This window comes from Microbacterium tenebrionis, from assembly GCF_020682665.1.
Taxonomy (GTDB): Bacteria; Actinomycetota; Actinomycetes; order Actinomycetales; family Microbacteriaceae; genus Microbacterium; species Microbacterium tenebrionis.
In genome coordinates this window covers 547,150-570,800 of the sequence record NZ_JAGTTM010000001.1, presented here as the reverse complement: position 1 = coordinate 570,800, position 23,651 = coordinate 547,150, and the positions used below count along the sequence as shown (strand labels likewise).

The 23,651-nt window shown below is 67.9% G+C and carries 26 protein-coding genes, 1 tRNA gene and 1 pseudogene; 14 read left to right on the top strand and 14 right to left on the bottom strand.

Annotated features, from left to right (window positions below; translation table 11 throughout):
* Positions 1-30: 30 nt before the first annotated feature.
* The gene (locus KEC56_RS02860; RefSeq protein ID WP_227529722.1) at positions 31-588 is read right to left on the bottom strand and encodes a small multidrug efflux protein; all 558 of its coding nucleotides are present in this window, start codon (positions 586-588) and stop codon (positions 31-33) included.
* A 111-nt stretch (positions 589-699) separates the two neighbouring features.
* On the opposite strand from KEC56_RS02860, the gene KEC56_RS02855 reads away from it, so the two are divergent.
* Both KEC56_RS02855 and KEC56_RS02850 read left to right on the top strand, forming a co-directional pair.
* On the top strand, positions 700-1,962 hold the full coding sequence (locus KEC56_RS02855; protein WP_227529721.1) for a sensor histidine kinase: 1,263 nt from the start codon (positions 700-702) through the stop codon (positions 1,960-1,962).
* Positions 1,959-2,561, top strand: a complete 603-nt coding sequence (locus KEC56_RS02850; RefSeq protein ID WP_175987905.1) for a response regulator transcription factor — start codon at positions 1,959-1,961, stop codon at positions 2,559-2,561. The genes KEC56_RS02855 and KEC56_RS02850 overlap by 4 nt, the downstream gene beginning before the upstream one ends.
* 118 nt (positions 2,562-2,679) lie before the next feature.
* Here KEC56_RS02850 and rarD read toward each other — a convergent pair whose 3' ends face one another.
* From rarD to KEC56_RS02835, 3 genes and pseudogenes are all read right to left on the bottom strand, one after another.
* Complete coding sequence (rarD, locus tag KEC56_RS02845) at positions 2,680-3,642, bottom strand: EamA family transporter RarD (protein ID WP_227529720.1); 963 nt, start codon at positions 3,640-3,642, stop codon at positions 2,680-2,682.
* A 387-nt stretch (positions 3,643-4,029) separates the two neighbouring features.
* Positions 4,030-4,218: pseudogene (locus tag KEC56_RS02840) on the bottom strand (IS481 family transposase); the annotation flags it as partial.
* 246 nt (positions 4,219-4,464) lie between these two features.
* Entirely contained in the window at positions 4,465-4,776 is a 312-nt protein-coding gene (locus KEC56_RS02835; RefSeq protein WP_227529719.1) for a putative quinol monooxygenase, read from the bottom strand.
* Positions 4,777-4,882: 106 nt separating this feature from the next.
* Here KEC56_RS02835 and KEC56_RS02830 point away from each other — a divergent pair, with 106 nt between their 5' ends.
* A complete protein-coding gene (locus KEC56_RS02830) occupies positions 4,883-5,824 on the top strand; it encodes a GlxA family transcriptional regulator (RefSeq protein ID WP_227529718.1) in 942 nt (313 codons plus the stop codon).
* A 405-nt stretch (positions 5,825-6,229) separates the two neighbouring features.
* On the opposite strand, the gene KEC56_RS02825 is transcribed toward KEC56_RS02830, so the two are convergent.
* Positions 6,230-6,706, bottom strand: coding sequence for a hypothetical protein (locus KEC56_RS02825; RefSeq protein ID WP_227529717.1), 477 nt, complete (start codon positions 6,704-6,706; stop codon positions 6,230-6,232).
* A gap of 156 nt (positions 6,707-6,862) precedes the next feature.
* On the opposite strand from KEC56_RS02825, the gene KEC56_RS02820 reads away from it, so the two are divergent.
* The gene (locus tag KEC56_RS02820) at positions 6,863-7,111 is read left to right on the top strand and encodes a hypothetical protein (protein WP_175987895.1); all 249 of its coding nucleotides are present in this window, start codon (positions 6,863-6,865) and stop codon (positions 7,109-7,111) included.
* A gap of 79 nt (positions 7,112-7,190) precedes the next feature.
* Here KEC56_RS02820 and KEC56_RS02815 read toward each other — a convergent pair whose 3' ends face one another.
* Positions 7,191-7,967, bottom strand: a complete 777-nt coding sequence (locus KEC56_RS02815; protein ID WP_175987893.1) for a hypothetical protein — start codon at positions 7,965-7,967, stop codon at positions 7,191-7,193.
* A 97-nt stretch (positions 7,968-8,064) separates the two neighbouring features.
* Positions 8,065-8,147: transfer RNA gene (locus KEC56_RS02810), tRNA-Leu, on the bottom strand.
* A 145-nt stretch (positions 8,148-8,292) separates the two neighbouring features.
* Between KEC56_RS02810 and KEC56_RS02805 the strand changes: the two genes are divergently transcribed.
* From KEC56_RS02805 to pknB, 7 genes are read left to right on the top strand one after another with little or no spacing between them, the layout of a single operon-like run.
* Positions 8,293-9,015 (top strand): FHA domain-containing protein, encoded by a 723-nt coding sequence (locus KEC56_RS02805; protein ID WP_175987891.1) that lies wholly within the window; start codon positions 8,293-8,295, stop codon positions 9,013-9,015.
* Positions 9,012-9,545, top strand: coding sequence for an FHA domain-containing protein FhaB/FipA (locus KEC56_RS02800; protein WP_175987889.1), 534 nt, complete (start codon positions 9,012-9,014; stop codon positions 9,543-9,545). Before KEC56_RS02805 ends, KEC56_RS02800 begins: the two co-directional genes overlap by 4 nt.
* A 7-nt stretch (positions 9,546-9,552) precedes the next feature.
* Positions 9,553-10,908 carry a PP2C family protein-serine/threonine phosphatase gene (locus KEC56_RS02795; protein ID WP_227529716.1) on the top strand — a complete coding sequence of 452 codons (1,356 nt, stop codon included), beginning with the start codon at positions 9,553-9,555 and terminating at the stop codon, positions 10,906-10,908.
* Entirely contained in the window at positions 10,905-12,290 is a 1,386-nt protein-coding gene (locus KEC56_RS02790) for an FtsW/RodA/SpoVE family cell cycle protein (RefSeq protein ID WP_227529715.1), read from the top strand. Before KEC56_RS02795 ends, KEC56_RS02790 begins: the two co-directional genes overlap by 4 nt.
* Positions 12,290-13,744, top strand: a complete 1,455-nt coding sequence (locus tag KEC56_RS02785; protein WP_227529714.1) for a peptidoglycan D,D-transpeptidase FtsI family protein — start codon at positions 12,290-12,292, stop codon at positions 13,742-13,744. The genes KEC56_RS02790 and KEC56_RS02785 overlap by 1 nt, the downstream gene beginning before the upstream one ends.
* Positions 13,741-15,489, top strand: coding sequence for a protein kinase domain-containing protein (locus tag KEC56_RS02780; RefSeq protein ID WP_227529713.1), 1,749 nt, complete (start codon positions 13,741-13,743; stop codon positions 15,487-15,489). The genes KEC56_RS02785 and KEC56_RS02780 overlap by 4 nt, the downstream gene beginning before the upstream one ends.
* A gap of 59 nt (positions 15,490-15,548) precedes the next feature.
* Positions 15,549-17,246: a Stk1 family PASTA domain-containing Ser/Thr kinase gene (gene pknB, locus KEC56_RS02775; RefSeq protein WP_227529712.1), complete on the top strand. Its 1,698-nt coding sequence runs from the start codon at positions 15,549-15,551 to the stop codon at positions 17,244-17,246.
* Between the two features lie 19 nt (positions 17,247-17,265).
* On the opposite strand, the gene KEC56_RS02770 is transcribed toward pknB, so the two are convergent.
* From KEC56_RS02770 to KEC56_RS02760, 3 genes are read right to left on the bottom strand one after another with little or no spacing between them, the layout of a single operon-like run.
* Positions 17,266-17,862, bottom strand: a complete 597-nt coding sequence (locus KEC56_RS02770) for an anthranilate synthase component II (protein ID WP_227529711.1) — start codon at positions 17,860-17,862, stop codon at positions 17,266-17,268.
* On the bottom strand, positions 17,859-18,014 hold the full coding sequence (locus tag KEC56_RS02765) for a hypothetical protein (protein ID WP_227529710.1): 156 nt from the start codon (positions 18,012-18,014) through the stop codon (positions 17,859-17,861). Before KEC56_RS02765 ends, KEC56_RS02770 begins: the two co-directional genes overlap by 4 nt.
* Before the next feature lie 10 nt (positions 18,015-18,024).
* Positions 18,025-18,816: a class E sortase gene (locus tag KEC56_RS02760; protein ID WP_175987876.1), complete on the bottom strand. Its 792-nt coding sequence runs from the start codon at positions 18,814-18,816 to the stop codon at positions 18,025-18,027.
* 77 nt (positions 18,817-18,893) lie between these two features.
* Between KEC56_RS02760 and KEC56_RS02755 the strand changes: the two genes are divergently transcribed.
* Complete coding sequence (locus KEC56_RS02755) at positions 18,894-19,133, top strand: cell division protein CrgA (protein WP_175987874.1); 240 nt, start codon at positions 18,894-18,896, stop codon at positions 19,131-19,133.
* A gap of 185 nt (positions 19,134-19,318) precedes the next feature.
* On the opposite strand, the gene KEC56_RS02750 is transcribed toward KEC56_RS02755, so the two are convergent.
* Positions 19,319-20,212 carry a rhomboid family intramembrane serine protease gene (locus KEC56_RS02750; protein WP_227529709.1) on the bottom strand — a complete coding sequence of 298 codons (894 nt, stop codon included), beginning with the start codon at positions 20,210-20,212 and terminating at the stop codon, positions 19,319-19,321.
* Between the two features lie 23 nt (positions 20,213-20,235).
* Positions 20,236-20,793: a peptidylprolyl isomerase gene (locus KEC56_RS02745; RefSeq protein ID WP_175987870.1), complete on the bottom strand. Its 558-nt coding sequence runs from the start codon at positions 20,791-20,793 to the stop codon at positions 20,236-20,238.
* Positions 20,794-20,951: 158 nt separating this feature from the next.
* Here KEC56_RS02745 and KEC56_RS02740 point away from each other — a divergent pair, with 158 nt between their 5' ends.
* Both KEC56_RS02740 and KEC56_RS02735 read left to right on the top strand, forming a co-directional pair.
* On the top strand, positions 20,952-21,449 hold the full coding sequence (locus KEC56_RS02740) for a DNA helicase (protein WP_175987868.1): 498 nt from the start codon (positions 20,952-20,954) through the stop codon (positions 21,447-21,449).
* 92 nt (positions 21,450-21,541) lie between these two features.
* Positions 21,542-21,958, top strand: a complete 417-nt coding sequence (locus KEC56_RS02735; RefSeq protein WP_227530130.1) for an aminoacyl-tRNA deacylase — start codon at positions 21,542-21,544, stop codon at positions 21,956-21,958.
* A gap of 7 nt (positions 21,959-21,965) precedes the next feature.
* On the opposite strand, the gene KEC56_RS02730 is transcribed toward KEC56_RS02735, so the two are convergent.
* Together KEC56_RS02730 and KEC56_RS02725 are read right to left on the bottom strand one after the other, a co-directional pair.
* Positions 21,966-22,388, bottom strand: coding sequence for an NUDIX hydrolase (locus tag KEC56_RS02730; protein ID WP_227529708.1), 423 nt, complete (start codon positions 22,386-22,388; stop codon positions 21,966-21,968).
* Between the two features lie 109 nt (positions 22,389-22,497).
* Positions 22,498-23,628 (bottom strand): aminotransferase class V-fold PLP-dependent enzyme, encoded by a 1,131-nt coding sequence (locus KEC56_RS02725; RefSeq protein ID WP_227529707.1) that lies wholly within the window; start codon positions 23,626-23,628, stop codon positions 22,498-22,500.
* Positions 23,629-23,651: the final 23 nt, after the last annotated feature.

Here is a 23,651-nt window from a genome sequence, read left to right as displayed (position 1 = left end):
GTGGCGTGCCGCGGGTCGCGGCCGCACCGGTCAGACCGCGAAGTGCTCGATCCCCGTCACGAGCAGCGCCAGCGCGGTCGTCCAGCCGACGATCGCGACGGCCTGCCAGATGAGGATCCGGCCGCGGCCGATGCCGATCGCTGCGAGCATGGTCGCGGTGAAGTGGGTCGGCAGCAGCAGCGGGCCGAGCAGGCACACCCCGGGGACGCCGTAGCGCGTCAGCGCCCGCTGGAACTTCTGCTTGCGGGCGGCCTTCCGCTCGCTGTCGCCGGTTTCGACCTGGATGCCTGTGTCCGCGGCATCCGCGACGACACGGCCCTCGACGTCGACCAGCACCTTGGCACGCTGGCGGTTCACCACAGCGTCTCGCGCCTTGGCGCTGAGCAGCACGAGGAGGGCGACGCAGACGAAGTTGCCGACGATGGCGGCGATCGCGGCGATGACGGGCGGGATGCCGCCGAGAATGCCGATGGTCGCGGCGCCCTCGCCCTCGATGAAGGGCACGGCCCCGGCGAGCGCCACGATGAGCGGCTGGACGAGCTCTGGCACGTGGGCGACGAGGTTCTGGAAGGTGTCGATGAGGTTCATGCCTACAGTCCACCGTGCGCCGCGGCATCCGGTAAGTGCCTGCCTGTCACCTCTGTGCGGGCACTGTGCACGTCCGATGGGTGACATCTGTCACGCCCCTAAGCTGAGGGCATGACGGATGCGATCGGCGCCCGCCGCTTGAACCGCGGCATCACCGCGACGTGGTGGTACACGGTCTCGGGCGTGCTTGTGTTCCAGGTGATGATCCTGTTCATCTGGCTGAGCATCTTCGCCCGGATGCGGGTCGACCCGGTGGCGCTCACGCTGATCGGAGTGGGCGGACTCATCTGGTGCGCGGCGAGTGTTCCGCTGCTGCTGCAGTATCGGCATCGCGACGACTCGGCAGGGCCCGTCGCCGGGTGGCGCGGCATCCTCATCCCGCTCGCGATCGCCACCGCGTTCGGTGTGCTCTCGGGCCTTGCCAGCGGCCTGTGGCTCGTGGGTGCGATCCCTCTCATCCAGTCGCTGACGCTGCTGAACTGGCCGCGCGGGGTGCGGCTGCGATTCGTGATCGCGTGCGTCGCCGTCATCGCCGCGCTGTGGTTCATCGACTTGAAGATGACGTTCGACGGTGCGGATGCCGAGGTCACGAGCGCCTGGTTCCTGTTCGGCTTCTTCGCGGCGACGCTGCCGCTCATGACCGTGACGTCGCTGTGGTGGTGGGACGTGCTCGTCACGCTCGATCGTGCGCGGGCGGCGGAGGCACGGCTCGGCGCGACGCAGGAGCGTCTGCGAGTCGCGACCGACGTGCACGATCTGCAGGGGCACCATCTGCAGGTGATCGCGCTGCAGCTCGAGCTCGCCGAGAGGCTGCTCTCTCCTGGCGGTGAGAAGCAGCGCGATCCGGATGCCGCGCTCGAGCAGCTTCGGCTGGCCAGGGCGAGCGTCGCGGAAGCGCGCCAGGGAACGCGCGACCTCGCGATGCGGTTCCGCGGTGTGCCGCTGCCGGACGAGATCGCCAACGCCGTCGATCTGCTGCGCGCGGCGGGGACGACGGCGGATGCCACAGTGTCGCCCGACGCGGTGGCCGCGCCGGCATCCGTCCTGGGCCCGGTGATTCGCGAGACGACGACGAACGTTCTCCGGCACGGCGGAGGGAACCGTGCCCGGCTGACCCTCGGTCGTACGGACGGCATGTGGCGGTACGAGATCGTCAACGATGCGGCATCCGCGAACGGCGACGGCGCCTCGGGCAGTGGTTCCGGTCTTGACGGCATCGCGCGCCGCGTGGCGGAGGCCGGCGGCGAGGTGCGGGTCGAGCGCGAGCGCGGCGAGTTCCGGGTGATCGCGACGGTTCCGGATGCCGCGGGTGCAGTCCCGATGCAGGATGCCGCCTTCGGGGATGCAGCGGCCGAGCCGGGGTCCGCGCGGTGATCCGGGTGCTGCTTGCCGACGACGAGGCGATGATCCGCTCGGCGCTCGCGGCGCTGCTGCGGCTCGAGGATGACATCGACGTCGTCGCGGAGTGCGCCGACGGGCTCCAGGCCGTCGCGATGGCCGAGAAGCTGCAGCCCGACATCTGCCTGCTCGACCTCGAGATGCCGGGACTCGACGGCGTCGAGGTGGCGGAGCGGCTGAGCCGGACGATCACCGCGCGCTGCGTCGTGGTGACCCGGCATGCCCGCCCCGGCGTACTGCGGCGGGCACTGGCGTCCGGTGTGGCCGGGTTCCTGCCCAAGTCGCGGGGCGCGGGCGAGGTGGCCGAGGTCATCCGCCGCGTCGCGGCAGGCGCCCGCTACGTCGACCCCGAGGTCGCGGCCGACGCGCTGAGCGACGAACGCTGCCCGCTGACCGACCGCGAGCTCGACGTGCTGCGTGCCGGGCGCCGCGGCGAGACGACGGGGCAGATCGCGAAGAAGCTCCTGCTCGCGCCGGGGACCGTGCGCAACCACGTCTCGGCCATCCTGTCGAAGCTGCAGATCACCACGCGTCAGCAGGCCGTTCTCATGGCGGAGGAGCGCGGCTGGATCTGAGCGCCGCCTCGCCGAGACGGGGTTTGCAGCATGAGACCCGGGCCATGCGCCCCCGTCTCGTGCGGCAAACCCCGTTTCGCCGTTCCGCGCGCGGGGCGAGCGGGCGCGAACGTATCCGCTACAGCGGCGGCTCCTCGAGGTGCTCGCGCGGCCGGCGGCGGCCGCTGAGTCCGAGCAGCACGAGGGCGGCGACGATCGGTGCGTAGACGAAGGCATCCGCGCCCGTGAGGATCTCGCCGAGCAGCAGGGATGCCCCGAGCACGAGGACCGGCTCGAGATACGACAGCAGCCCGAACAGCGACAGCGGCAGCAGGCGTGAGGCGAGGATGTAGAGGATCATCGCCGCCGCGCTCAGGCTCGCCATGAGAAGGAGGGACGGCCAGGATGCCGCAGCGCCCGCCGGCGACACGAGATGCCCGCCGGCGATCACGGCGGAGGGGATGACGAGCAGGAGGATCTCGATGAGGAACACCTGCATCGAGTCGATGCCCGCCCAGCGGCGCAGGGCGAAGTAGACCGGGTAGAGGCCGGCGATGATGAGCACCGGCCAGTTGATGCCCCCGGCGATGAGGGCCTGCGCGAGCACGCCGACGGCGGCGGCCGCGACGGCCGCCCACTGCAGCACGCTGAGATGGTCGCGGAAGAACACCCGGCCGACGACGACCATGACCAGAGGCAGCAGGAAGTATCCGAACGCGATGTCCTGCGTGTGCCCGTTCGCCGGCCCCCACATGAAGACCCAGAGCTGCACCCACATGATCACCGTGTTGACCACGACGATGACGACGAGCTTCGGGCTGCGGATGATGCGCCGCGTCACCGACACGAACGCCGCGCGACGGGTCCCCGTGGCGTGCAGCACGCCAAGGGCAGCGGCGATGAACAGTACCCGCCAGGCGGTGGTCTCTTCGGACGTGAAGCCGTCGAGATGGCCGCCGAGCAGGCTGATCGCGCCGAACAGGACGGATGCGAGAACGGATGCGGCGACCCCGCGCGATGCGGTGGAGGCGAGGTGGTGGCGGCGGATGAGAGACTCCAGGAGATGACGGGGCGGGATGTCGTCCACCCTGACGAGCCGCATCCAGCCTAGCGGCGGCGGATCCGACTGCATCCGTTGTGCATCCGTTGCTGTAGTGAGTACGGCGCGGAGATGCTGGGACGGCACTCTTGCAGCACGGCAGATATTCGCTCTCTGGCCGTTGCTTCCATCGATTTCGTTTCGTGCGCCTATCTCAAGCCGTAAAGGTGATAACCATGCGTCATCTACGTTAGAAAATCGCGGGGGTCGCCATACTGCTGGCGGTCTTTCTTCCTGCTAGCGCCGCCTACTACTTCAACAGTTCGTTGACAGTGGTGCCCCATAAAGTGGTGTAGGGCGTGGTGGTCCGGCTCGTCGTTCACGACGTAAGCGCGGTCACCGTGTGATCCTTCGAGAAAGCTCTCTACTTCTCACTCGAATGGAGTCATCACTTGCGCGGGTCCAGAACGCCGCGGCGGTCTCCTTGCGCTCGTCGGCCAGCTGCTCGGAGTAGGCCAGTCGGGTGCAGTCATCGACCGCGTGGTGCAAGAACGCGTAACCCAGCCCCTGCTTCTTGCTGTTGCACTTGCCGGCCTGCAGACCGAGCATGCGCCAGCCGCCGCCGTCCGGCGAACAGCCCCTGACCTGCGGAAACGCAGGGCAGGGGCTGTTCGGTTCTGGTGGTCGCGCGATCCGCTGGCCTCACGGCTCTGCCCGACACCGACGTCGCTCTCCTCTGCGACGGACCCCTCGCCGGCTGAGCGCTCGCGGCCGGCATCCTGTCCGTGTGCCGATAGGCCTCGCACCGCTCGGCAACGCAGCGTGGCGTTGCGTCGCGACCTGGCGACGGCTCGGCGGGGCGCGATCGTCTCGTGCGTTGGCGGACTACGGGAGCTTGGACGCGAGGACGTCGGCCGCCAGGATCTCGGGTGCTGCGCCGAGGAGGTGCTGGTTGGCCGTCAGGGCTGCGACGATGGCGCCGTTGGCGTGGGCGTCGCGAGCGGCCTCGTCGGGGAATGCATCGAAGATCCAGAAGGTGTCGGCGTCGGTCCTGACCGCGAACCAGACAATCGTTCCTACTTCTTCGTTGGCGAGTGCGACAGCGCCGGCGAGCAGATCGGCGAGCGCGTCGTGCTGTCCATCGGCCGCGACGATCTTGGCGACGAAGGCATACGGAAGTGATGCGGGTGTGGACATGAGGGACTCTCCTTGAAGTCGGGTTTTTCGTGGGACGAAGTCAGCGTATGACGAGCGAGGGCCGGTAGGTAGTGGCGTATACGGCAGTTTTGCTATTATTCACGTCATGCGTATCGGACTGATCGCGATCGACGGCTGCTTCGGTTCGGCCATCGCGTCGATCATCGACATCGTGCGGGTGGCCGACGGAGCCCGCGGCGATGTCGACCCCCAGATCGAGCCGATCGAACTCGCCATCCTCGGACCGAGACGGCGAGTGACCACGACGGCGTCGATGACCCTGTCGGTGGACCACCCGCTGTCGGAGTCCGGAGACTTCGACGTTGTCGTCGTCCCTGCGCTTGGAACCCTCACGGCCGCCGCTACCAACGACGCCCTGCAGAGCCGAGATGCTCGTTCAGTCATTGCCTCGCTCGGGCGCCTCGACGAGGCGACCACCCGGATCGCCGCGGCGTGCACCGGCGTGTTCGCCGTCGCCGAGACCGGACGGATGCATCATCGGCGGGCGACGACCAGCTGGTTCCTGGGGCCGGAGTTCCTGAAGCGCTATCCGACCGTCGCCCTCGATCTCGACACCATGGTCGTGGTCGACGGGAACCTCGTCACCGCAGGCGCCGCATTCGCCCACATCGACCTCGCGCTCTCACTCGTGCGATCGATCAGCCCCGACCTGGCCCAACATGTCGCCAAGCTCCTCCTCATCGACGAGCGCCCGTCGCAGGCGGCCTTCGTCGCCTATGAACATCTCCGGTACGAGGACCCGATCGTCGTCGAGTTCGAACGCTTCGTGCGCGCCCGCCTGGACGAACCGTTCAACGTCGCCTTCGTCGCGCAGTCGCTCGGCACCAGCCGGCGCACCCTCGAACGACGAGTCCGTGCGGCGCTCAACCTCACTCCGCTCGGCTTCGTCCAACGGCTTCGCATCGAACGAGCTCGGCACCTCTCAGCAACCACGGACCTCACCTCCGCCGAGATCGCGCTACGGGTCGGCTACGCGAACGCCGAGACTCTGCGCTCCCTCCTGCGCAGGGAGCGACGCCGTTCCTGACCTATCGCATCATCAGCGACACTGGCCTTCCCGCGATGTTGCCACCCGGTGCGGAGATGCGGCGCGTGATTCAAGGATCTCCCTGAAATGTGATTGCCCGCAACGTTCTCTTCACCAGTTCGGACGGCCGTCAATGGATACGGAAAGTCGACGAACAGCGGTACGCCAATGCGTTTGCCCTGCTGCTCTGTTTCGAACGCGGGATGGAGCGAGCTCTCGTCGCCGTCGTCAGCGCGCGAAGCGCGGGAACCCGGCACCCCCCCTTCCGGTGAGTGATAGAACGCCTTGAGACGGTGCCGACACCCAGGGTGACGTCGTCGGCGACCGGATGGTTGGACGATGTCAATCGCGATATTCAGCCTTGATGGGTCGTCAAGCGGAACCGAGAAGTGGCCTCAGGGGTACTCATGTCACGACGCTACCTCCACCGCCGTGGGACGAGCGCCTCACTTCGAAGAACGCGAGCACCGCGGCACAGATGGCGCCAACACTGAAGGGCACGTACGTGTAGTCCGGAATGAAAACCGGACTCAACAGCGGGGGCATCATGGAGCCCAGCGACCCAAGCAGAAGCGGCACCGTTGCGCTACCCGCCGATAGCGCGCCATGCACGAAGTATGCAATCGCCGCCGACAGGTAGGCGAGTGCCGCGATGGCGGCCCAGATCCAGAACGGAACGGGGAACACCAGCCCTGCATGCCAGGCCCACGACCAACCCACGAGCCAGGTCGCGGATCCCGCGATCATGAACGCTCGCCCCAGAGATGAGCTGCGCGACGCGGCAAGGGTGGTTCCAGTCACGACAAGGGCGAACCCGACGAAGTCTCCGAGGTTTGTCAGGATGAATATCGGCAACGTCATGTGATCGACGGAGCGGACCATGCTTGCCAAGATGACGCCACCGATCCCCAGCAGAAGAGCACCGATTGTTCCCGCTCGGCTCTGCCTTCTCACTGCCGTGGACGTCATAACTGCACGTTGACCTTTGCTGTACACACAGGGCCACCATAGAGACAAACGAGGGTGTAGAAATCGTGCGTGGAGTACGAGATCTTGTACTCCGAGAGCTGCGGTCCCCACATGAACTGGTGCACGGGCATGAGATCGTGCTTACCGGTCAACGTCCACGCGCGTGGAGTGAGCTTCACCGTCATCTCACCGTTGATCGCCGGTGAAAACGCCTGCAGAGGATTCGTCGTGTCGACGTTGTACCGGATCGTCGTTGTACTGCCCGAGATCGTTGAAGATGCGCTCAACTCTGAGACCGGTGCAGTTGCCGTCGCATAAAGAACACATGATGTGGTCGAGCAGTGGTAGCGACGAGTCTGACCGATGTGCTTCGTGAACGTAACGCTTGAGGCACCAACTATGGCTCGGATGTCGAACTTGTTGTCGCCGGTGACACTACGCCGTCCGCTCGACGCACGAACTCCGCAAGGGTCGGCAGGTGCGCTTCCGCCATCTGCTGGTAAAACTGCGTCGGCGGCGCCACGAAGCTCCACCAGCCTCCCCTCGCGGCGATGAACTGTCCTGCCGCCCGGAGGTAGAGAGCGACGAGCGCGAGGGCGTCGACCGGTGCGGCGACCTGGCAGTTCCCGCGCTGCAACAGCCGGGTGTTGAGGAGCGACGCCCGTTCCGTGATGAGTAGATCGGCACCGACTTCCTGGGCCACGGTGATGAGCAAGGCATCACGCTCATCGCCCATGGCTTGCTCCTGCTCGAGCACCATGCGCGCGGCGAAGACTTGGTCAGCGAAGAGGGCCTCCCCAGAGACTGACTCCTCAGTAGCGGTAGTGATCTTGTACGGAACCATCAGGTCGTCGTTCATCGTGACCACGGTCCAGCCGATAGCCTCACCGCCGCCGAACGGTGAATCGTCCGGGCAACGCTCAACGTCAGGCGGTGGGCCATCGTCTCCGTAAAGAGACATGGATATCCGCTCACCCTGAAGCAGCGCCCGGAGCAAGAGGAATGCATGGCCTTCGCTCTCGCGAAGCATGTCCCAGACCGGTACATCGACGAGCACCTTCAAATCTCGCACCGCACGACCGTCTTGAAGCAGCGGGTGCTTGACGAGGTGATGTGCTCGAAGTTGAAATGGCAGGTTCACCGTGATCGCATGCCTTTCGCTCGACGTAAGCATGGCACGGCGAAACAGAAAGAGCCGGTCAGATTATGCACCTGACCGGCTCTTTCAATTTACGAATACATCGGGCTGAATTTACGAATACAGCACAGCGTGCGCGAGGGGGGACTTGAACCCCCACGTCCATAAGGACACTGGCACCTGAAGCCAGCGCGTCTACCATTCCGCCACTCGCGCGAGCGTCTCGTTCCGAAGAACTCAACTTCACGAGGATATCACGCACTTCAGCCCCTCTCGTACGCTCCCCCCGTGTCACCGAAGCGGCGTACTTTCAGGACACCTGGCTACGATGTTGCTACCACCGCCATGCCAGAGGAGCCCCGTGGGACTACTTGACAGCTTTGAGAAGGGTCTTGAGCGCGCCGTCAACGGCGCTTTCGCCAAGACCTTCCGCAGCGGCATCCAGCCGGTGGAGATCGCTTCGGCCCTGCGCCGCGAGGCCGACATCAACGCGGCCGTGGTCAGTCGCGACCGCATCATCGTGCCCAACAGCTTCGTCGTGCGCCTGAGCGCCGACGACCACGACCGGATGCGCGCCCTCGGCGGCGCGCTCACCGACGAGCTGCACGCCCTGCTCACCAAGCACGCCAAGGCACAGGGATACAGCTTCGCCGGCCCCGTGTCGATCGCGCTCGAGTCCGACGAGAAGGTCGCCACCGGCACGGTGCGCGTGAGCTCCGGCACGATCGAGGGCCGCGTCAGCTGGCAGGCCGTGATCGACGTCGACGGACGCCGCCACCCGATCTCCCGTGCGCGCACCGTCATCGGCCGCGGCTCGGATGCCGACATCACCATCGCGGATGCCGGATCCAGCCGCAAGCACGTCGAGGTGCTGTGGGACGGCGAGCGCGCCATGATGCGCGACCTCGGCTCCACCAACGGCACCAAGGTCAACGGAGAGAAGGTGCGCGAGGCACCGCTGCCGACCGACACCACGATCACGATCGGCCGCACCGATCTCGTCTTCCGCGTCGTCGCGGTCGCCGACCCTTCGACGGGCCCAGGAAGCAGCGGCGGCTCAGGGAGCGGGGTGGCAACCCGATGAGTGAGCTCGTCCTCCTCCTGCTGCGCATCGGCTTCCTGGTGCTGCTGTGGTTCTTCGTCTTCGGCGTCGTCTACTCCCTCCGTGCCGACCTGTTCGGTGTGAAGGTGCGCAAGCTGCCCGCCGCGGCCGCCTCCGGCGGCGTCGCCCCGACCTCCGCGCCCTCCGCGCCGACAGCTGCGGTTCCGCGGTCGGCACCCCGGGGCGGCGCGCGCACGAGCGGCCCCGCCACGACCTCCACCGTCTCCAAACTCGTCATCACTTCGGGTCCGAAGGCGGGGCTCGAGCTGCCCCTGGGCACCGAGGCGATGACCATCGGCCGATCGAGCGAGTCGGGCCTCGTCATCCGCGACGACTACACGTCCAGCCACCACGCCCGCCTGCTGCTGCGCGGCGATGCCTGGGCGATCCAGGACCTCGACTCGACCAACGGCACCTTCCTCGGCGGAAAGCGCCTGGGCGGCACCCCGGCCCCCATCAGCATCGGCGACACGATCAAGGTCGGCGCAACGACCTTCGAGCTGCGGGCCTGAACCCGGCATGGTCTTCGAAGGATCCGCCTCCGCGATCTCCCACACCGGGAAGGTCCGGTCCAACAACCAGGATTCCGGTTACGCCGGAGCGAACCTGTTCGCCGTCGCCGACGGCATGGGCGGGCACGCGGGTGGCGACGTGGCATCCACGATCGCCATCCAGCACCTCGAGCGGCTCGACCAGGCCTTCTCCTCAACGGATGACGCGCAGGCCTCCCTGCAGGCCGCAGCGACCAGCGCAGCCGGCGACCTCATCCGCGCGGCCAAGGAGCAGCCCGAACTCGCGGGCCTGGGCACCACCGTCAGTGCGATCATCATGGTCGACGACCACGCGGTCATCGGGCACATCGGCGACTCGCGCATCTACCTCTATCGCGATGACGAGCTGACCCAGATCACCGCCGACCATACCTTCGTCCAGCGCCTGGTCGACTCCGGCCGCATCACGCCCGAAGAGGCGCGCTACCACCCCCGCCGCTCCGTGCTCATGCGGGTTCTCAGCGACATGGACAACGACCCCGAGCTCGACATGTTCGTCATGCCGACGCTCCCCGGCGACCGCTGGCTGCTGTGCTCCGACGGCCTCTCCGGCGTCGTCGACGAGGCCCACATCCTCAAGGCGATGCGCCTCGGTCTGCCGCCCGGCCGCACCGCCGACAACCTGCTCAAGCAGGCCCTCGACGGCGGAGCCCCCGACAACGTCACGATCGTGCTGGTCGACGTCGGAGGACAGCATCCGCTCTCCTCCGGCACGCCCACCATCGTCGGCGCGGCATCCACGCCTTCCGGCGTTCTCATCCCGCCGGAGCGCGCTCCCAGAACGAGCTGGCTGCACCCGGTGCGCCAGGCGGCCAACGAGCCGTCGCACTTCGAGCCGGCCGCCGACTACCTCGAAGAGCTCATCGAAGAGGATCGCCGTCGCGCACGGCGTCGCCGCATCGGCTGGATCGCCGCGCTCGTCGTGTTCGTGCTCTCGCTCACCGGAGCCGGCATCCTCGCGTACAACTGGACCCAGACCCGCTACTTCGTCGGCGCCGACGAGGACAGCGTCGTCATCTTCCAGGGAGTGCAGCAGAACATCGGGCCCATCTCACTGTCGGCCGAACTCGAGGACACCGGCATCCTGCTGGCGAACCTCCCCGCCTACCAGCGCGCCACCGTCGAGCGGACCATCACCGCCCGTTCGCTCTCCGACGCGATGGCGATCGTCGAGCGGCTGCGCGCCGGCGAAGAGGCCGTCGTCGGCCAGACGCCCTCCCCCGCCCCGACGACCTCGCCGGTACCACTGCCGACCGAGACCCCGAACGGCTCCCCGGCCGAGTCCGGCACCACCACGACGAACGACGGTGAGGTGATCGGATGAGCACCGACGTCTCCGCGGACACCGCCGTCATCAAGGCCCTCAAGCGCATGCGGATGCCGCAGACCCAGCGCAACCGCGAGTTCTGGCTGCTGCTCTTCGCCTGCGCCATCAGCGGTGCAGCCCTCGCGCTCGTGCAGCTGGGGGCGCTCGGCCTCATCGACCCGTTCATCCTCTTCATCGGCGGCGGACTCGTCGTACTCGTCTTCGCCCTGCACTTCGTGCTTCGCGCCGTGGCATCCGACGCCGACCCGTTCGTGCTCCCGATCGCGACGCTGTTGACGGGCCTGGGCATCGCGATGATCTACCGGCTCGACATCGCCGAGCACTACACGGGCTGGGCCGCCTTCTCGACCAAGCAGCTCGCCTGGACCGCGATCTCCCTCGCCGGCGCGATCGCCGTCGTCATCCTGCTGCGCAACTACCGGATCCTCTTCCGGTACACCTACCTGTTCGGCCTCGCCGGCATCCTGCTCCTGCTCCTGCCGTTCATCCCGGGTCTCGGCGTCTCCGAGGCGAACGCCGACGTGTGGGTGTCGATCGGCGGGATCTTCTCGTTCCAACCCGGTGAGATCGCCAAGATCTGCCTGGCGATCTTCTTCGCCGGCTACCTCGTCCGCACTCGCGAGAGCCTCGCCTCGGTCGGCAAGCGGTTCCTCGGCATCACCTGGCCGCGCATGCGCGAACTCGGACCCGTGATCGTCGTCTGGCTGATCTCGCTGGGCATCATCGTCATCCAACGCGATCTCGGCACCGGGATGCTCATCTTCGGCCTGTTCATCGCGATGCTCTACGTCGCCACGGGCAAGACGAGCTGGGTGCTCATCGGTCTCGGCATGGTCGCCGCCGGGGTCGCCGCCGCCACCCAGATCCTCCCGTACGTCCACGGGCGCTTCACGAACTGGCTCTACGCGTTCGACCCCGAGGTCGTCGACCCGCGCGGGCCCGGCTTCCAGCTCGTGCAGGGCATCTTCGGTCTCGCGCACGGCGGACTGATCGGAACGGGCCTCGGTCAGGGCCGCCCGCAGATCACCCCCCTGGCCGAGAGCGACTACATCATCCCGAGCCTGGGCGAAGAGCTGGGGCTGATCGGCCTGTTCGCGATCCTCTGCCTCTACATGGTCTTCATCAGCCGCGGCGTCCGCATCGGCATCGCAGGGCAGGACGACTTCGGCAAGCTCCTCGCGACCGGCCTGTCGTTCACGATCGGCCTGCAGGTGTTCATCATGGTCGGCGGAGTGACCCGCGTCATCCCCCTCACCGGTCTCACCACGCCCTTCCTCGCAGCGGGTGGATCGTCGCTCGTCGCGAACTGGCTCATCGTCGCACTGCTGCTGCGGATCTCCGACGGCGTGCGCCGCCAGCCCAGGGTGGTGATCGGCTGATGACGAAGGAGATGCGCCGCCTCAGCATCGTGATGCTGTTCATGTTCCTGTCGCTGTTCGTCGCGACGAGCTGGATCCAGGTCGTCGCGGCCGACGATCTCGCGCAGGCCGACGGCAACACCCGGTCGCTGCTGGACAGTTACGAGATCCAGCGCGGGTCGATCATCGTCGACGGGATGCCGATCGCGAGTTCCGTGCCTTCGGACGACGAGTACCAGTACCAGCGCGAGTACGTCGACTCACCGATGTGGTCGAACATCACCGGGTTCTTCAACCCCGCCCTGCAGTCGTCCACCGGTATCGAGAACGCCCTGAACGGCGACCTGTCGGGCACCGGTGCGAGCGCCTTCCTCGCCGAGATCGAGCGCATCGTCTCCGGTCAGCCGCAACGCGGATTCAGCGTCGAGCTGACCCCGGATGCCGATGCGCAGCGCGCCGCGTACGAGGCATTCGGCGACAAGCAGGGCGCGGCCGTCGCGATCGAGCCGTCGACCGGCCGCATCCTGGCGATGTACTCGACGCCCGGATACGACGCGAACGAGCTCGCCGTGCACAGCGCGGCGGAGGCCGAGCAGCGGTACAACGAGCTCGACGCCCTGAAGCCCAACCCGCTCGTGAACAACGCCACGGCCGACGTCAACCCTCCCGGCTCCACGTTCAAGGTGCTTGTCGCCGCCGCGGCGTACGCCACCGGTGAATGGACACCGGAGTCGACACTGCCCAACCCGGCCCGCTACGCGCTGCCCGGCTCGAACAACCAGGTGCGCAACGCGTGGGGCGGCACATGCGGATCCGGCGACACCGTCACGATCGCCGAGGCGATCAAGCTCAGCTGCAACATCCCGATGGCGGAGCTCGCCGTCGAGCTCGGCAGTGAGACGATCTTCGCCATGGCCGAGAAGTTCGGCTTCAACCAGGACTTCACCACGCCGCTCCCCGTCGCGGTCTCCAGCTACCCGCAGGGCCTGGACGACGCCCAGACGGCACTGAGCGGATTCGGGCAGGGCCAGGTGACCGCGACGGCGCTGCAGGTCGCGATGATCTCCGCCGGGCTCGCCAACGACGGCCTCATCATGAAGCCGAGGCTCGTGGATGCCGTGATCGGCAACGACCTGTCCACGGTGCGGGAGTATCCGGACGAGGAGTTCGGCCGCGCCGTCGATGCGGACGTCGCGAACGACGTGACCGCCGCCATGGTCGCCAGCGTCGCGGATGGCGCGGCGCAGGGTGCAAGAATAGACGGGGTCGAGGTCGCCGGTAAGACGGGAACGGCCGAGATGGGCGGCAGCAATCCGTACACACTGTGGTTCACCGGTTTCGCGCCGGCGGACGACCCGCAGATCGCGGTGGCCGTCGTCGTGGAAGACGGCGGCGGAATGGGACAGTCGGGATCCGGTGACACACTCGCCGCCCCGATCGCGAAGAAGATCATTGAGGCGGTGCTGAACAAATGAGGCCGACGCAGGGTGTGTCGTTCGGTGGTCGATACGAGCTGCAGTCGCGTATCGCGATCGGCGGTATGGGCGAGGTCTGGGAGGCGACGGATCACGTCATCGGGCGTACCGTCGCGATCAAGATCCTCAAGGACGAGTACATGGGGGATCCCGGATTCCTCGAGCGGTTCCGCGCTGAGGCGCGCCACGCCGCGCTCGTCAACCACGAGGGCATCGCGAGCGTCTTCGACTACGGCGAGGAGAACGGCTCAGCCTTCCTCGTCATGGAGCTCGTCCCCGGGGAGGCCCTCTCCACGATCATCGAGCGCGAGGGATCGCTCAGCGCCGACAAGACCCTCGACATCGTCGCCCAGACGGCATCCGCTCTGCAGGCGGCTCATGCCGCCGGTCTCGTGCACCGCGACATCAAGCCGGGCAACCTGCTGATCACCCCCGACGGCCGCGTCAAGATCACGGACTTCGGCATCGCGCGCATCGCCGACCAGGTGCCCCTGACCGCGACCGGTCAGGTCATGGGCACGGTGCAGTACCTCTCCCCCGAGCAGGCCTCTGGCCACCCGGCATCCCCGGCGACCGACATCTACTCGCTCGGCATCGTCGCGTACGAATGCCTGGCAGGCAAGCGCCCGTTCACCGGCGAATCGCAGGTCGCGATCGCGATGGCGCAGATCAACGAGCAGCCCCCGCCGCTGCCGGTGACCGTGCCGATACCGGTGCAGAACCTCGTCATGGCGATGATCGCCAAGAAGCCCGCCGATCGTCCGTCGTCGGCGGCGACCGTGGCGCGTGCTGCGCAGGCGCTGCGCCGCGGCGACCTCAACTCGGCCGCGATCGCCGTCCCGGCCATCGCCGGCGCCGCTGCCGGTGACGATGCGACCCGCATCCTCACCTCGGCCGCAGGCGACGGCACGACCCGCATCCTGCCGACCACCGCCCAGCTGCCCACCGAGCAGCAGGGCGAGGCCGAGGAGGGCAAGAAGAAGAAGCGCAGCCCGTGGACGTGGCCGCTCGTCGCCCTCATCGTCCTGCTCGTGATCGTGCTGGCAGGCACGCTGTTCGCACTGCTGAACCAGGGCGAACCCGAAGCCGACCCGTCGACGCCGCCGGCGACCACGGCATCCAAGTCCCCGTCGCAGACGCCATCGCAGACGCCGTCGGCCGAACCGGTGAACGTCGACGCGCTGAACCTCGTCGGCATGACGTGCGACCAGGCGACCTCCACGCTCGAGGCCGAGGGACTCGTGCCCAACTGCATAGCGGGCGATCCCGCGCCGCAGGAGTCCGACCAGGGCATCATCTACCGCGTCAACAGCGGCGGAAACCAGCCTGTCGGCGCGACGATCGACTTGCTCTACTACGGCGAGCAGACGCCCCTGCCCGACCCGACGGCCCCGAACCTCCCCGACACCGCCGATGCCGGCAGCGAGGTCCAGGTCACGTGGCCCGGCTACAGCTGCCCGTCCGGGCAGGGCCAGGTCAGCGCGTACAACTTCACGGTCAGCGGCGGCGTCTTCACGATCAACGACTCCGCGACGGCGACGTTCGGATCCGAGGACCGCACGGCCGCGATCTCGGTCACGGGCAACCCCGGTGAGGCCCTTGTCGTGAAGTACACGGTGACCTGCTCCGGCGGCAGCGCGGGTGCCCGCACAACCGTGGAGTCCCCCGAAGATGTCGCGTCGATCCAAGAGGGTGCCGCCCTGCCCGATCCCGGTGACGGGGTGACGCCTCCTCCCGCTGGATGACCAGGTTCCAGCGGATAGGGTTGCAGAGCTAGTCGGAGTGATTTTCCAGGGGGACGGACGTGTCAGCAGAGCCGCGCATCATCGCTGAGCGGTACCGCGTGGATGAGCTCATCGGCCACGGCGGCATGGCCAAGGTGTACCGCGGCTACGACCTGACCCTCGGCCGCGACGTCGCGATCAAGATCCTCGACCCCGAACTCGCCCGCGACACGGCCTTCCGCACGAGGTTCCGCCTCGAGGCGCAGGCGGCATCGCGCATGTCGCATCCCTCGATCGTGCGCGTGTTCGACGCCGGCGATCCCGGTTCCGCCGACGGCAGCACGGCCTCCACCAGCGAGCCGTACATCATCATGGAGCTCGTCCAGGGGCAACTGCTGAAGGACATCATCGCCGCCGGCCCCGTGCCCGTCGAGGACGCCGTGCGGTACATCGACGGCATCCTGGAGGCGCTGGACTACTCGCACCGCGCCGGTGTCGTGCACCGCGACATCAAGCCGGGCAACGTCATGGTCACCGCCGCCGGCAAGGTCAAGGTCATGGACTTCGGCATCGCCCGCGCGGTCTCGGACTCGTCGTCGACGGTCGCCGAGACGACCCAGATCCTCGGCACAGCCGCGTATTTCTCTCCGGAGCAGGCCAAGGGCGAACCGGTGGACGCCAGGGCCGACCTGTATTCGACGGGCGTCGTGCTGTACGAGCTGCTCACCGGGCGCCAGCCGTTCCGCGGCGATTCACCCGTGGCCGTCGCCTACCAGCACGTCAGCGAAGCGCCGGTTCCGCCGACCGAGGTGAACGAGGAGGCGCCGCGGACGCTCGACCCGATCGTGCTCCGCGCACTCGCGAAGGACCCCTACCAGCGGTATCCGGATGCCGCGAGCTTCCGCGTCGCGCTCGACTCGGCCGTGACCGGCAAGGCGCCGACGAAGAAGCAGCTGGGAGAGCTCACCAGCGAGCTGTACGGTCCGAGCCCGCGCCAGGCGCAGGAGACCGCGCGGTCACTGCGGCAGCTGAGCTCGGACACGACCATGACCCGCACGCAGTCCGGTCCGCCAGTGGCGTGGATCTGGGCCGGCGTCGCACTGCTGGCCGTCCTGCTCATCTCGGTGCTGCTGTGGGTCATCATGATGCCCCGCGGCGAGGAGATCCCGTCTTCATCGCGGATCATCCCCGACCTCGTCGACGTCTCGGCCGAGCGCGCGCAGGCAGACCTTGCCGACATGGACCTGCAGGCCGAGGTCGTCTACGAGGCGAGCTCCGACGTCAGCGAGGATAACGTCATCCGCACCGACCCCGAGGCGGGCCAGTCGGTGAAGGTGGGCGAGACGGTGACGCTGTACGTCTCGTCCGGCGCGGAGACCGTCGAGATTCCCCCGCTCGTGGGTCTCTCGCTCACTGCGGCGAAGCAGGAGATCGCGGATGCCGGACTCGAGCTCGGCAGCGTCACCCCGCGCAACGACCCCGAGAGCCAGACCGACACGGTGCTCGAGCTCACGGATGCGAATGAGGGTGACGAGGTCGCGCCGAACACGGTCGTGAACCTCGTCGTGGCCAGCGGACGGGTGACTCTTCCTGACGTGACCGGCTGGACGCTGGATGCCGCATCCGCCCAGCTCGAGGAGCTCGGGCTGAACGCCATCCCGATCGAGTCCGCGGACTGCCCGGCCACGAATCCGGCCACCGTCGCGTCGATGTCGGCCCCTCCGGGCGATGTCCCCGTGCAGTCCGACGTCGAGCTGCGCTACTGCACCGGCCAGTAGCGCAGGTCGTCCGGACCACTCAGCAGACGGAGCCGAGGGAGCCCAGCCAGTTCGCGAGCAGTCGGTGACCGTGCTCGGTGAGGATGCTCTCGGGATGGAACTGGACGCCCGTGATCGGCAGCTCGCGGTGCGTGACGGCCATGACCGTGCCCGAGTCACTGCGCGCCGTCACCCGCAGTGCGGCGGGCAGGTCCTCCTCGGCGAGCGCGAGCGAGTGGTAGCGTCCGACGTCGAAGGGCGAGGGGATGCCGTCGAACAGCCCCGTTCCGGTGTGCACGACGGACGACGCCATGCCGTGCATGAGCTCCGGCGCCTCGGAGACCTCTGTGCCGAAAGCCGCGCCGATCGCCTGATGCCCGAGGCACACGCCGAGCAGCGGCATCCCGATGTCGGCGCACAGATGCACGACGTCGACGGATGCTCCGGCATCCCGCGGCCTGCCGGGCCCCGGCGAGAGCATCACGCCGTCGTAGCGGGGCATCATCGCGGCGAACGCGCTCGCGTCCGCGGCATCCGCCTCGACCAGATCCACCGAGGCGCCGAGGTCGCGCAGGTACCCGACGAGGGTGTGCACGAAGCTGTCATGGTTGTCGACGACGAGGATGCGCGCGCTCACTCGAGATCGACCTCGTCGGGCGTGATGAGCGGGCTGACCCACGGGAACACATAGAAGAACAGGCCGTACAGGATCGCCGCGACGACGACGAGCAGGATCAGCACCCGTAGCCACCACGGGCCGGGGAGGATCCGCCAGAGCGCTGCATACATGAATACTCTCCTACCAGGACGGCGGGGCGACGTCGTCCACCGGGCTCAGGGATTCGGGTGCGCCCTCGGCGCGGGGCTGGAAGCCCTCGAACACGGCGTATCCGACGATGCGCTCGGCGAGCGAGTACAGCGGCGAGCAGGCGGTGAGGGTCAGGTACCGCTCCCCCGTCTTCACCTCGGGCATCTGCGGCACGTCCGCCAGGACGTCGACGGCGCTGGGCTTGACGTACTCGAGGTTGCGGAACCGGTAGGTGAACCAGCCTTCCGGGGTCTCGACCACGATGGCGTCGTCGACGCGCAGCTTGTCCATGCGGTTGAGTGGAGCGCCCCACGTGGTGCGGTGGCCGGCCACCGAGAAATTGCCGACCTGACCGGGCATCGCCGACTGATCGTACAGGCCGATCCATCCGTGGTCGAGGGTGATGGGCCTGGTCGTCCCGCCGGCGATCGCGACGTTGTAGTCCGAACCGAACCGAGGGATCAGCATCTGCGCGAAGCGGACGCCGGCGCCTGGATGCTCCAGCGTCGGCGGCTCGTACCAAACGGTGCCGTCCTCCTGCGGGGTCGCTGCCGGAGGCTCCGGTGCGGGCAGCGCCGCCCACTCCTGCGAGACGGCGTGACCCTCGTTGTTCTGCTGGGCCCCGATGATGATGTCGCCGATCCACATCTGCCAGGCGACGAACAGCAGCACCACGACGCCGGCCGTGAGGAGCAGCTCGCCGAGCACGCTCGTGAACGTCGCGCGTGAACGCGGACGACGTCGGCGGGACCGCGGCGGCGGCTGCGCGACGGATGCGGTCATAGGTGCGATCCTATCCGCGCCGGGTGACCGCCGATTCCGGGAATGGGAACGGGCGGGCTCTTGGGTAGAATGACGGCATGGCACGTGACCGGAAGAGCGAAGAGCCCATCGTCGAGCGCACCGAGAGCGAGCAGGCACCCAACGCCGTCTGGTTCAAGCCCGTCATGCTCGGCTTCATGCTGCTCGGCCTCGCCTGGATCCTCGTGTTCTACTTGTCGGGGGCGACCCTGCCGATTCCGGGCATCGGGTCGTGGAACCTCGCGATCGGCCTGGGCATCGCGCTCATCGGCTTCCTCATGACCACGCGCTGGCGCTGACCGCCTGCCAACCAAAGCCCTCCGGTTCGCCGGGGGGCTTTTTCGTGCTCCTGCGCGGGCGCGACCCAGATTTATCCACAGGCTTGTGCACAGGGTGGGGAGAATTACACCGGTGTTATTCACAGGGGTGGAGAACCCTGTTAACAACGCCTGACCAGGATTTCGCCGAGCTGCGCGGTGGTGGCCTACGCGGTGATGAGGATGGGGGGCACGACGAAGACGATGACGAGCAGCAGCACGGCGATGGCCGCGAGCAGGACGATCTGCCAGACGCGCTGATCCCTGCGGCGGGTGCGCGTGTAGACGAGCGCGACGATCGCGCCGACGATCGCACCGCCGAGGTGCGCCTGCCACGCGATCCCGCCGAAGACGAACCCGATCGCGAAGTTCACACCGAGCACGATGAGGATGCCGGTGACGTTCCCGCCGATGTGCCGGCCGATGATGAGCAGGGCCGCCATGAGACCGAAGATCGCACCGGATGCCCCGACGGTCGCGACGTTCGGAGCGAGGAGGGCGACCATGACCGAGCCCCCCAGGCCGCTGATCAGGTACAGGGCCAGGTAGCGGGCGCGTCCGAGCATCGGCTCAAGGATCTGGCCCAGCATCCAGAGCCCGAGCATGTTCAACGCAAGATGGATGAAGCTGCCGTGCACGAGCAGGGTCGTCAGCATCCGCCATGGCTGGAACGGAGCGCCGGACAGGTCGGGGTAGAGATACGCGGCGGCGAACAGCAGCGCGTCGCCCACGGCGTCGCCGACGCCGGGGATGAGCTGCACGAGGCTGATGAAGGACGTGATGATCAGCAGCGCGTAGGTGACGACGGGCTTGCCGCTGCGGGCTGTGGCGATCGGCGATGCGGATGCTCCGCCCCAACGCCGCGCGGCCTTCTTCTGCGCGGGGGAGCGATTCGCTCGGTCGTCCTTCATGCACTCCGGGCAGATCACGCCGACGGCGGCCTGCGTCTGGCATTCGGGGCAGATGGTGCGCATGCAGCGCTGGCAGAGCACGAAGCTCTGCCGATCCGGATGGCGATAGCAGTAGTTGTCGCTGTTGCTCGCGAACTCAGAGGACGTCATCCGGATCGGCCAGGCTTATCGCGTCAGACGGCGGCGATGTCGACGGAGTGCAGCACGACGGGCTCGACCGGGCGGTCGCCGGCGCCGGTGCGGACGGCGGCGATCTCGTCGACGACCTTCTTCGAGGCGTCGTCGGCGACCTCGCCGAAGATCGTGTGCTTGCCCATCAGCCACGGCGTCGGGTCGGTGGTGATGAAGAACTGCGAGCCGTTGGTGCCCTCGAGCTCGCCCGTGATGGCGTTGCGGCGCAGACCCGCGTTGGCCATGGCGAGGATGTAGGGCTCGTTGAAGTTCAGCTCGGGGTGGATCTCGTCGTTGAAGTTGTAGCCGGGGCCGCCGACGCCCTGACCGAGCGGGTCGCCGCCCTGGATCATGAAGTTCGGGATGATGCGGTGGAAGATGACGTCGGTGTACAGCGCGCCCTCGCCGGGCTTGCCGGTGGCCGGGTCGGTCCAGGCCTGCGTGCCGTCGGAGAGCCCGACGAAGTTCTTGACCGTCTTGGGGGCGTGGTCGCCGAACAGGTTGATGACGATGTCGCCGTGGTTGGTGTGCAGAGTTGCGACGTGAGAGTGCTGAGGCATGTGTCCATTCTCGCAGAGCATGCGGCGCGGCGGCCGGAACCGGGCCGGACAATAGCGGGGACGTCCCGTCGTGACAAGGGGCGGCAGAATCAGTGCCGGTACTCAGACTCTTCTGGCAAGATGGTGAACCCGTACTCCCCATCGACAGGAGAACAATCGTGAGTCTGACCCGCAAGCGCAAGAAGCAGCTGCGCCGTCTGCAGAACGACGCCAACGAGCTCTGGGAGCACCAGCAGGAGCTCGTCGGCCACGCCGCCGACATCGCTCGTGAAGCCGGTCGCCAGCTCGGCAACGTCGGCCGCGAGCAGGTTCTTCCCATCGTCCAGCATGCCTACAACCGCCGGGTCGCCCCGACCGTCGACCGCGGCATCAAGCTCGGCCGTCACGTCGTCGACGACAAGGTCGTGCCGATCGTCGGCGGTGTCGTCGGCAGCGCACTGTCGGCATGGGATGTCGCCAACGCGAAGCGCCAGGGACTGACCGTCTCGAAAGGCCGCATCGTCAAGAAGAAGCAGGGCCCGGGACTCGGGTCGATCATCGCGATCGTCCTCGGCGCCGCTGCGGCCGCCGGCGTGCTCTACGCCGCCTGGCAGGCGCTGCGCACCGACGACGAGCTCTGGGTCGCCGACGACCCGCTGTCCGCGCCCGACGCGTGACATCCGCACCGGCCGCTCCGCGCCCTGAGCCCGTCGAAGGGCCGGAGCGGCTTTCCCGCGTCCGGGATGCCGCGGCCGCCCGTGGTCTCGAGATCGAGATCCGCGAGCGGCCGAACGCGCGCAGTCTCCACGAAGCTGCGGAGCTGCTCGGCATCCCGGCATCCGGCATCGTCAAGACCCTCGTCGTGAAGCGCAGCGACGATACGTATCTCTTCGCGCTGGTCCCGGGCGGCCGATCGATCTCGTGGCCCAAGCTGCGCGCCGTCGTCGGCGTCAACAAGCTGCGCCTCCCTGAGCCCGAGCTCGCCCTGGCGGCGACCGGCTACGAGCGCGGCACCATCGTGCCGATCGGCAGCACGACGGACTGGCCGATCTACGCCGATGAGTCGATCGTCGGCCAGCGCATCGCGATGGGTACCGGCGCCCACGGCTACAGCCTGTTCGTGGATGCCGACGACCTCATCGCCGCCTACGGCGCGACGGTCGCCGACATCTCGGTTCCGGAGTAGTCGACGGTCAGAGAACGCCGCCCATCCGCAGCGCGATGTCGACGAGCTTGACGCGCTGCAGGTTCGCGACCTCGTCGAGCGTGAACCATCCGGCCATGTCGGTCGAGCCGTTCTCCTCGAAGCGGAGGCTGCCGCCGATGATGTCCGCCGCGTAGACGATGCGCAGGGTGTGCAGCGGAGCATCCGCGTGATGCGTGCGGCGTCCGGCCGGGATAACGCGCGAGTGGATGCCGAGCAGCTCGCCGACGCGCACCGCGTAACCGGTCTCCTCGTCGACCTCGCGGCGCACGGCGTCCTCCGGATCCTCACCCGGTTCGAGCCCGCCGCCCGGCATGGTCCAGGCGGCGCGGCGCCCCTCCGTCCAGCGCGCCAACAGCACCCTGCCGTCATCGTCAGTGATGACGGCGTACGCAGCGACGCGCAGATCCATGGGTTCACCATACTCGGCGCCGCAGGCATTCCTCTCCGCGGGAGGTGGCGTGAATCGTCAACTCACCGGACGCGACCGCTCGCGAGTCCTCCGGCCCGACGACCCGCGTTCAGCGATGCATCGCGTCGAGCGCAGCCTCCAGGCGGGCGACCGTGCCGTCGACGTCGGCGAGCTTGTCTAGTCCGAACAGGCCGATGCGGAACGTCGAGAACCCCTCGGGCTCGTCGCAGTGCAGCGGCACGCCGGCCGCGATCTGCAGACCCTGCTCCCTGAACGCCGCGCCGGACTTCAGAGCCGGGTCATCGGTGTGCACGACGACGACGCCGGGGGCGGCGAACCCGTCCGCGGCGACCGACGGCAGCCCGCGCGCGGCCAGCAGTTCGCGCACGCGCGACCCCAGCTCGACCTGCGCGTCTCTCAGGGCGGAGAAGCCCCGGTCACGCGTCTCGACCATGGCTGCGAGATTGCGCACCAGGGCATCCGTCGGCATCGTCGCGTGATAAGCAGGCCTACCAGCCCGGTACTCGTCGGCGATCGCGAGCCACCTGGCGAGGTCGATCGCGAAGCTCGTGGACGGGCGCGTGGTCACGGCCTCCCGCCCGGCCTCGCTGAGCATGACGTAGCCCGCAGCGGGTGTTCCGCTCCAGCCCTTCTGCGGCGCGCTGAGCAGCACGTCGACGCCGAGGTCCTTCATGTCGATCCACATCGCGCCCGAGGCGATGCAGTCGAGCACGAACAGACCGCCCACCTCGTGCACGGCATCGGCGAGCGCGCGGATGTAGTCGTCGGGGAGGATCATCCCGGCCGCGGTCTCGACGTGCGGTGCGAAGACGACCTCCGGGCGGCGAGCGCGGACGGCGGCCACCGCCTCGTCGATCGGGACGGGCGACCACGCCGCCTGGACGTCGTCGCCGTCGGGGCGCGCGGTGAGCACGGTGACGTCGTCGCTGATGCCGGCGGCATCCAGAATCTGCGACCAGCGGAACGAGAACAGTCCGTTTCGGATCACGAGGGTGCGGCGCCCGGTTGCCAGTTGACGGGCGACGGCCTCCATCGCGTACGTACCGCCACCGGGAACGACCGCGGATGTGTGGGAGGCGTACGCCTCGTCGAGGATGCCGAGCAGTTGCTGCATCGCATCGACGAAGCGCGCCGACATGTGGTTGAGGGACCGGTCGGTGAAGACCACGGAGTACTCGAGCAGGCCTTCGGGATCGACGTCGTCGTGCGGGAGGGTCATGCGCCCAGCATTCCATATCGCAC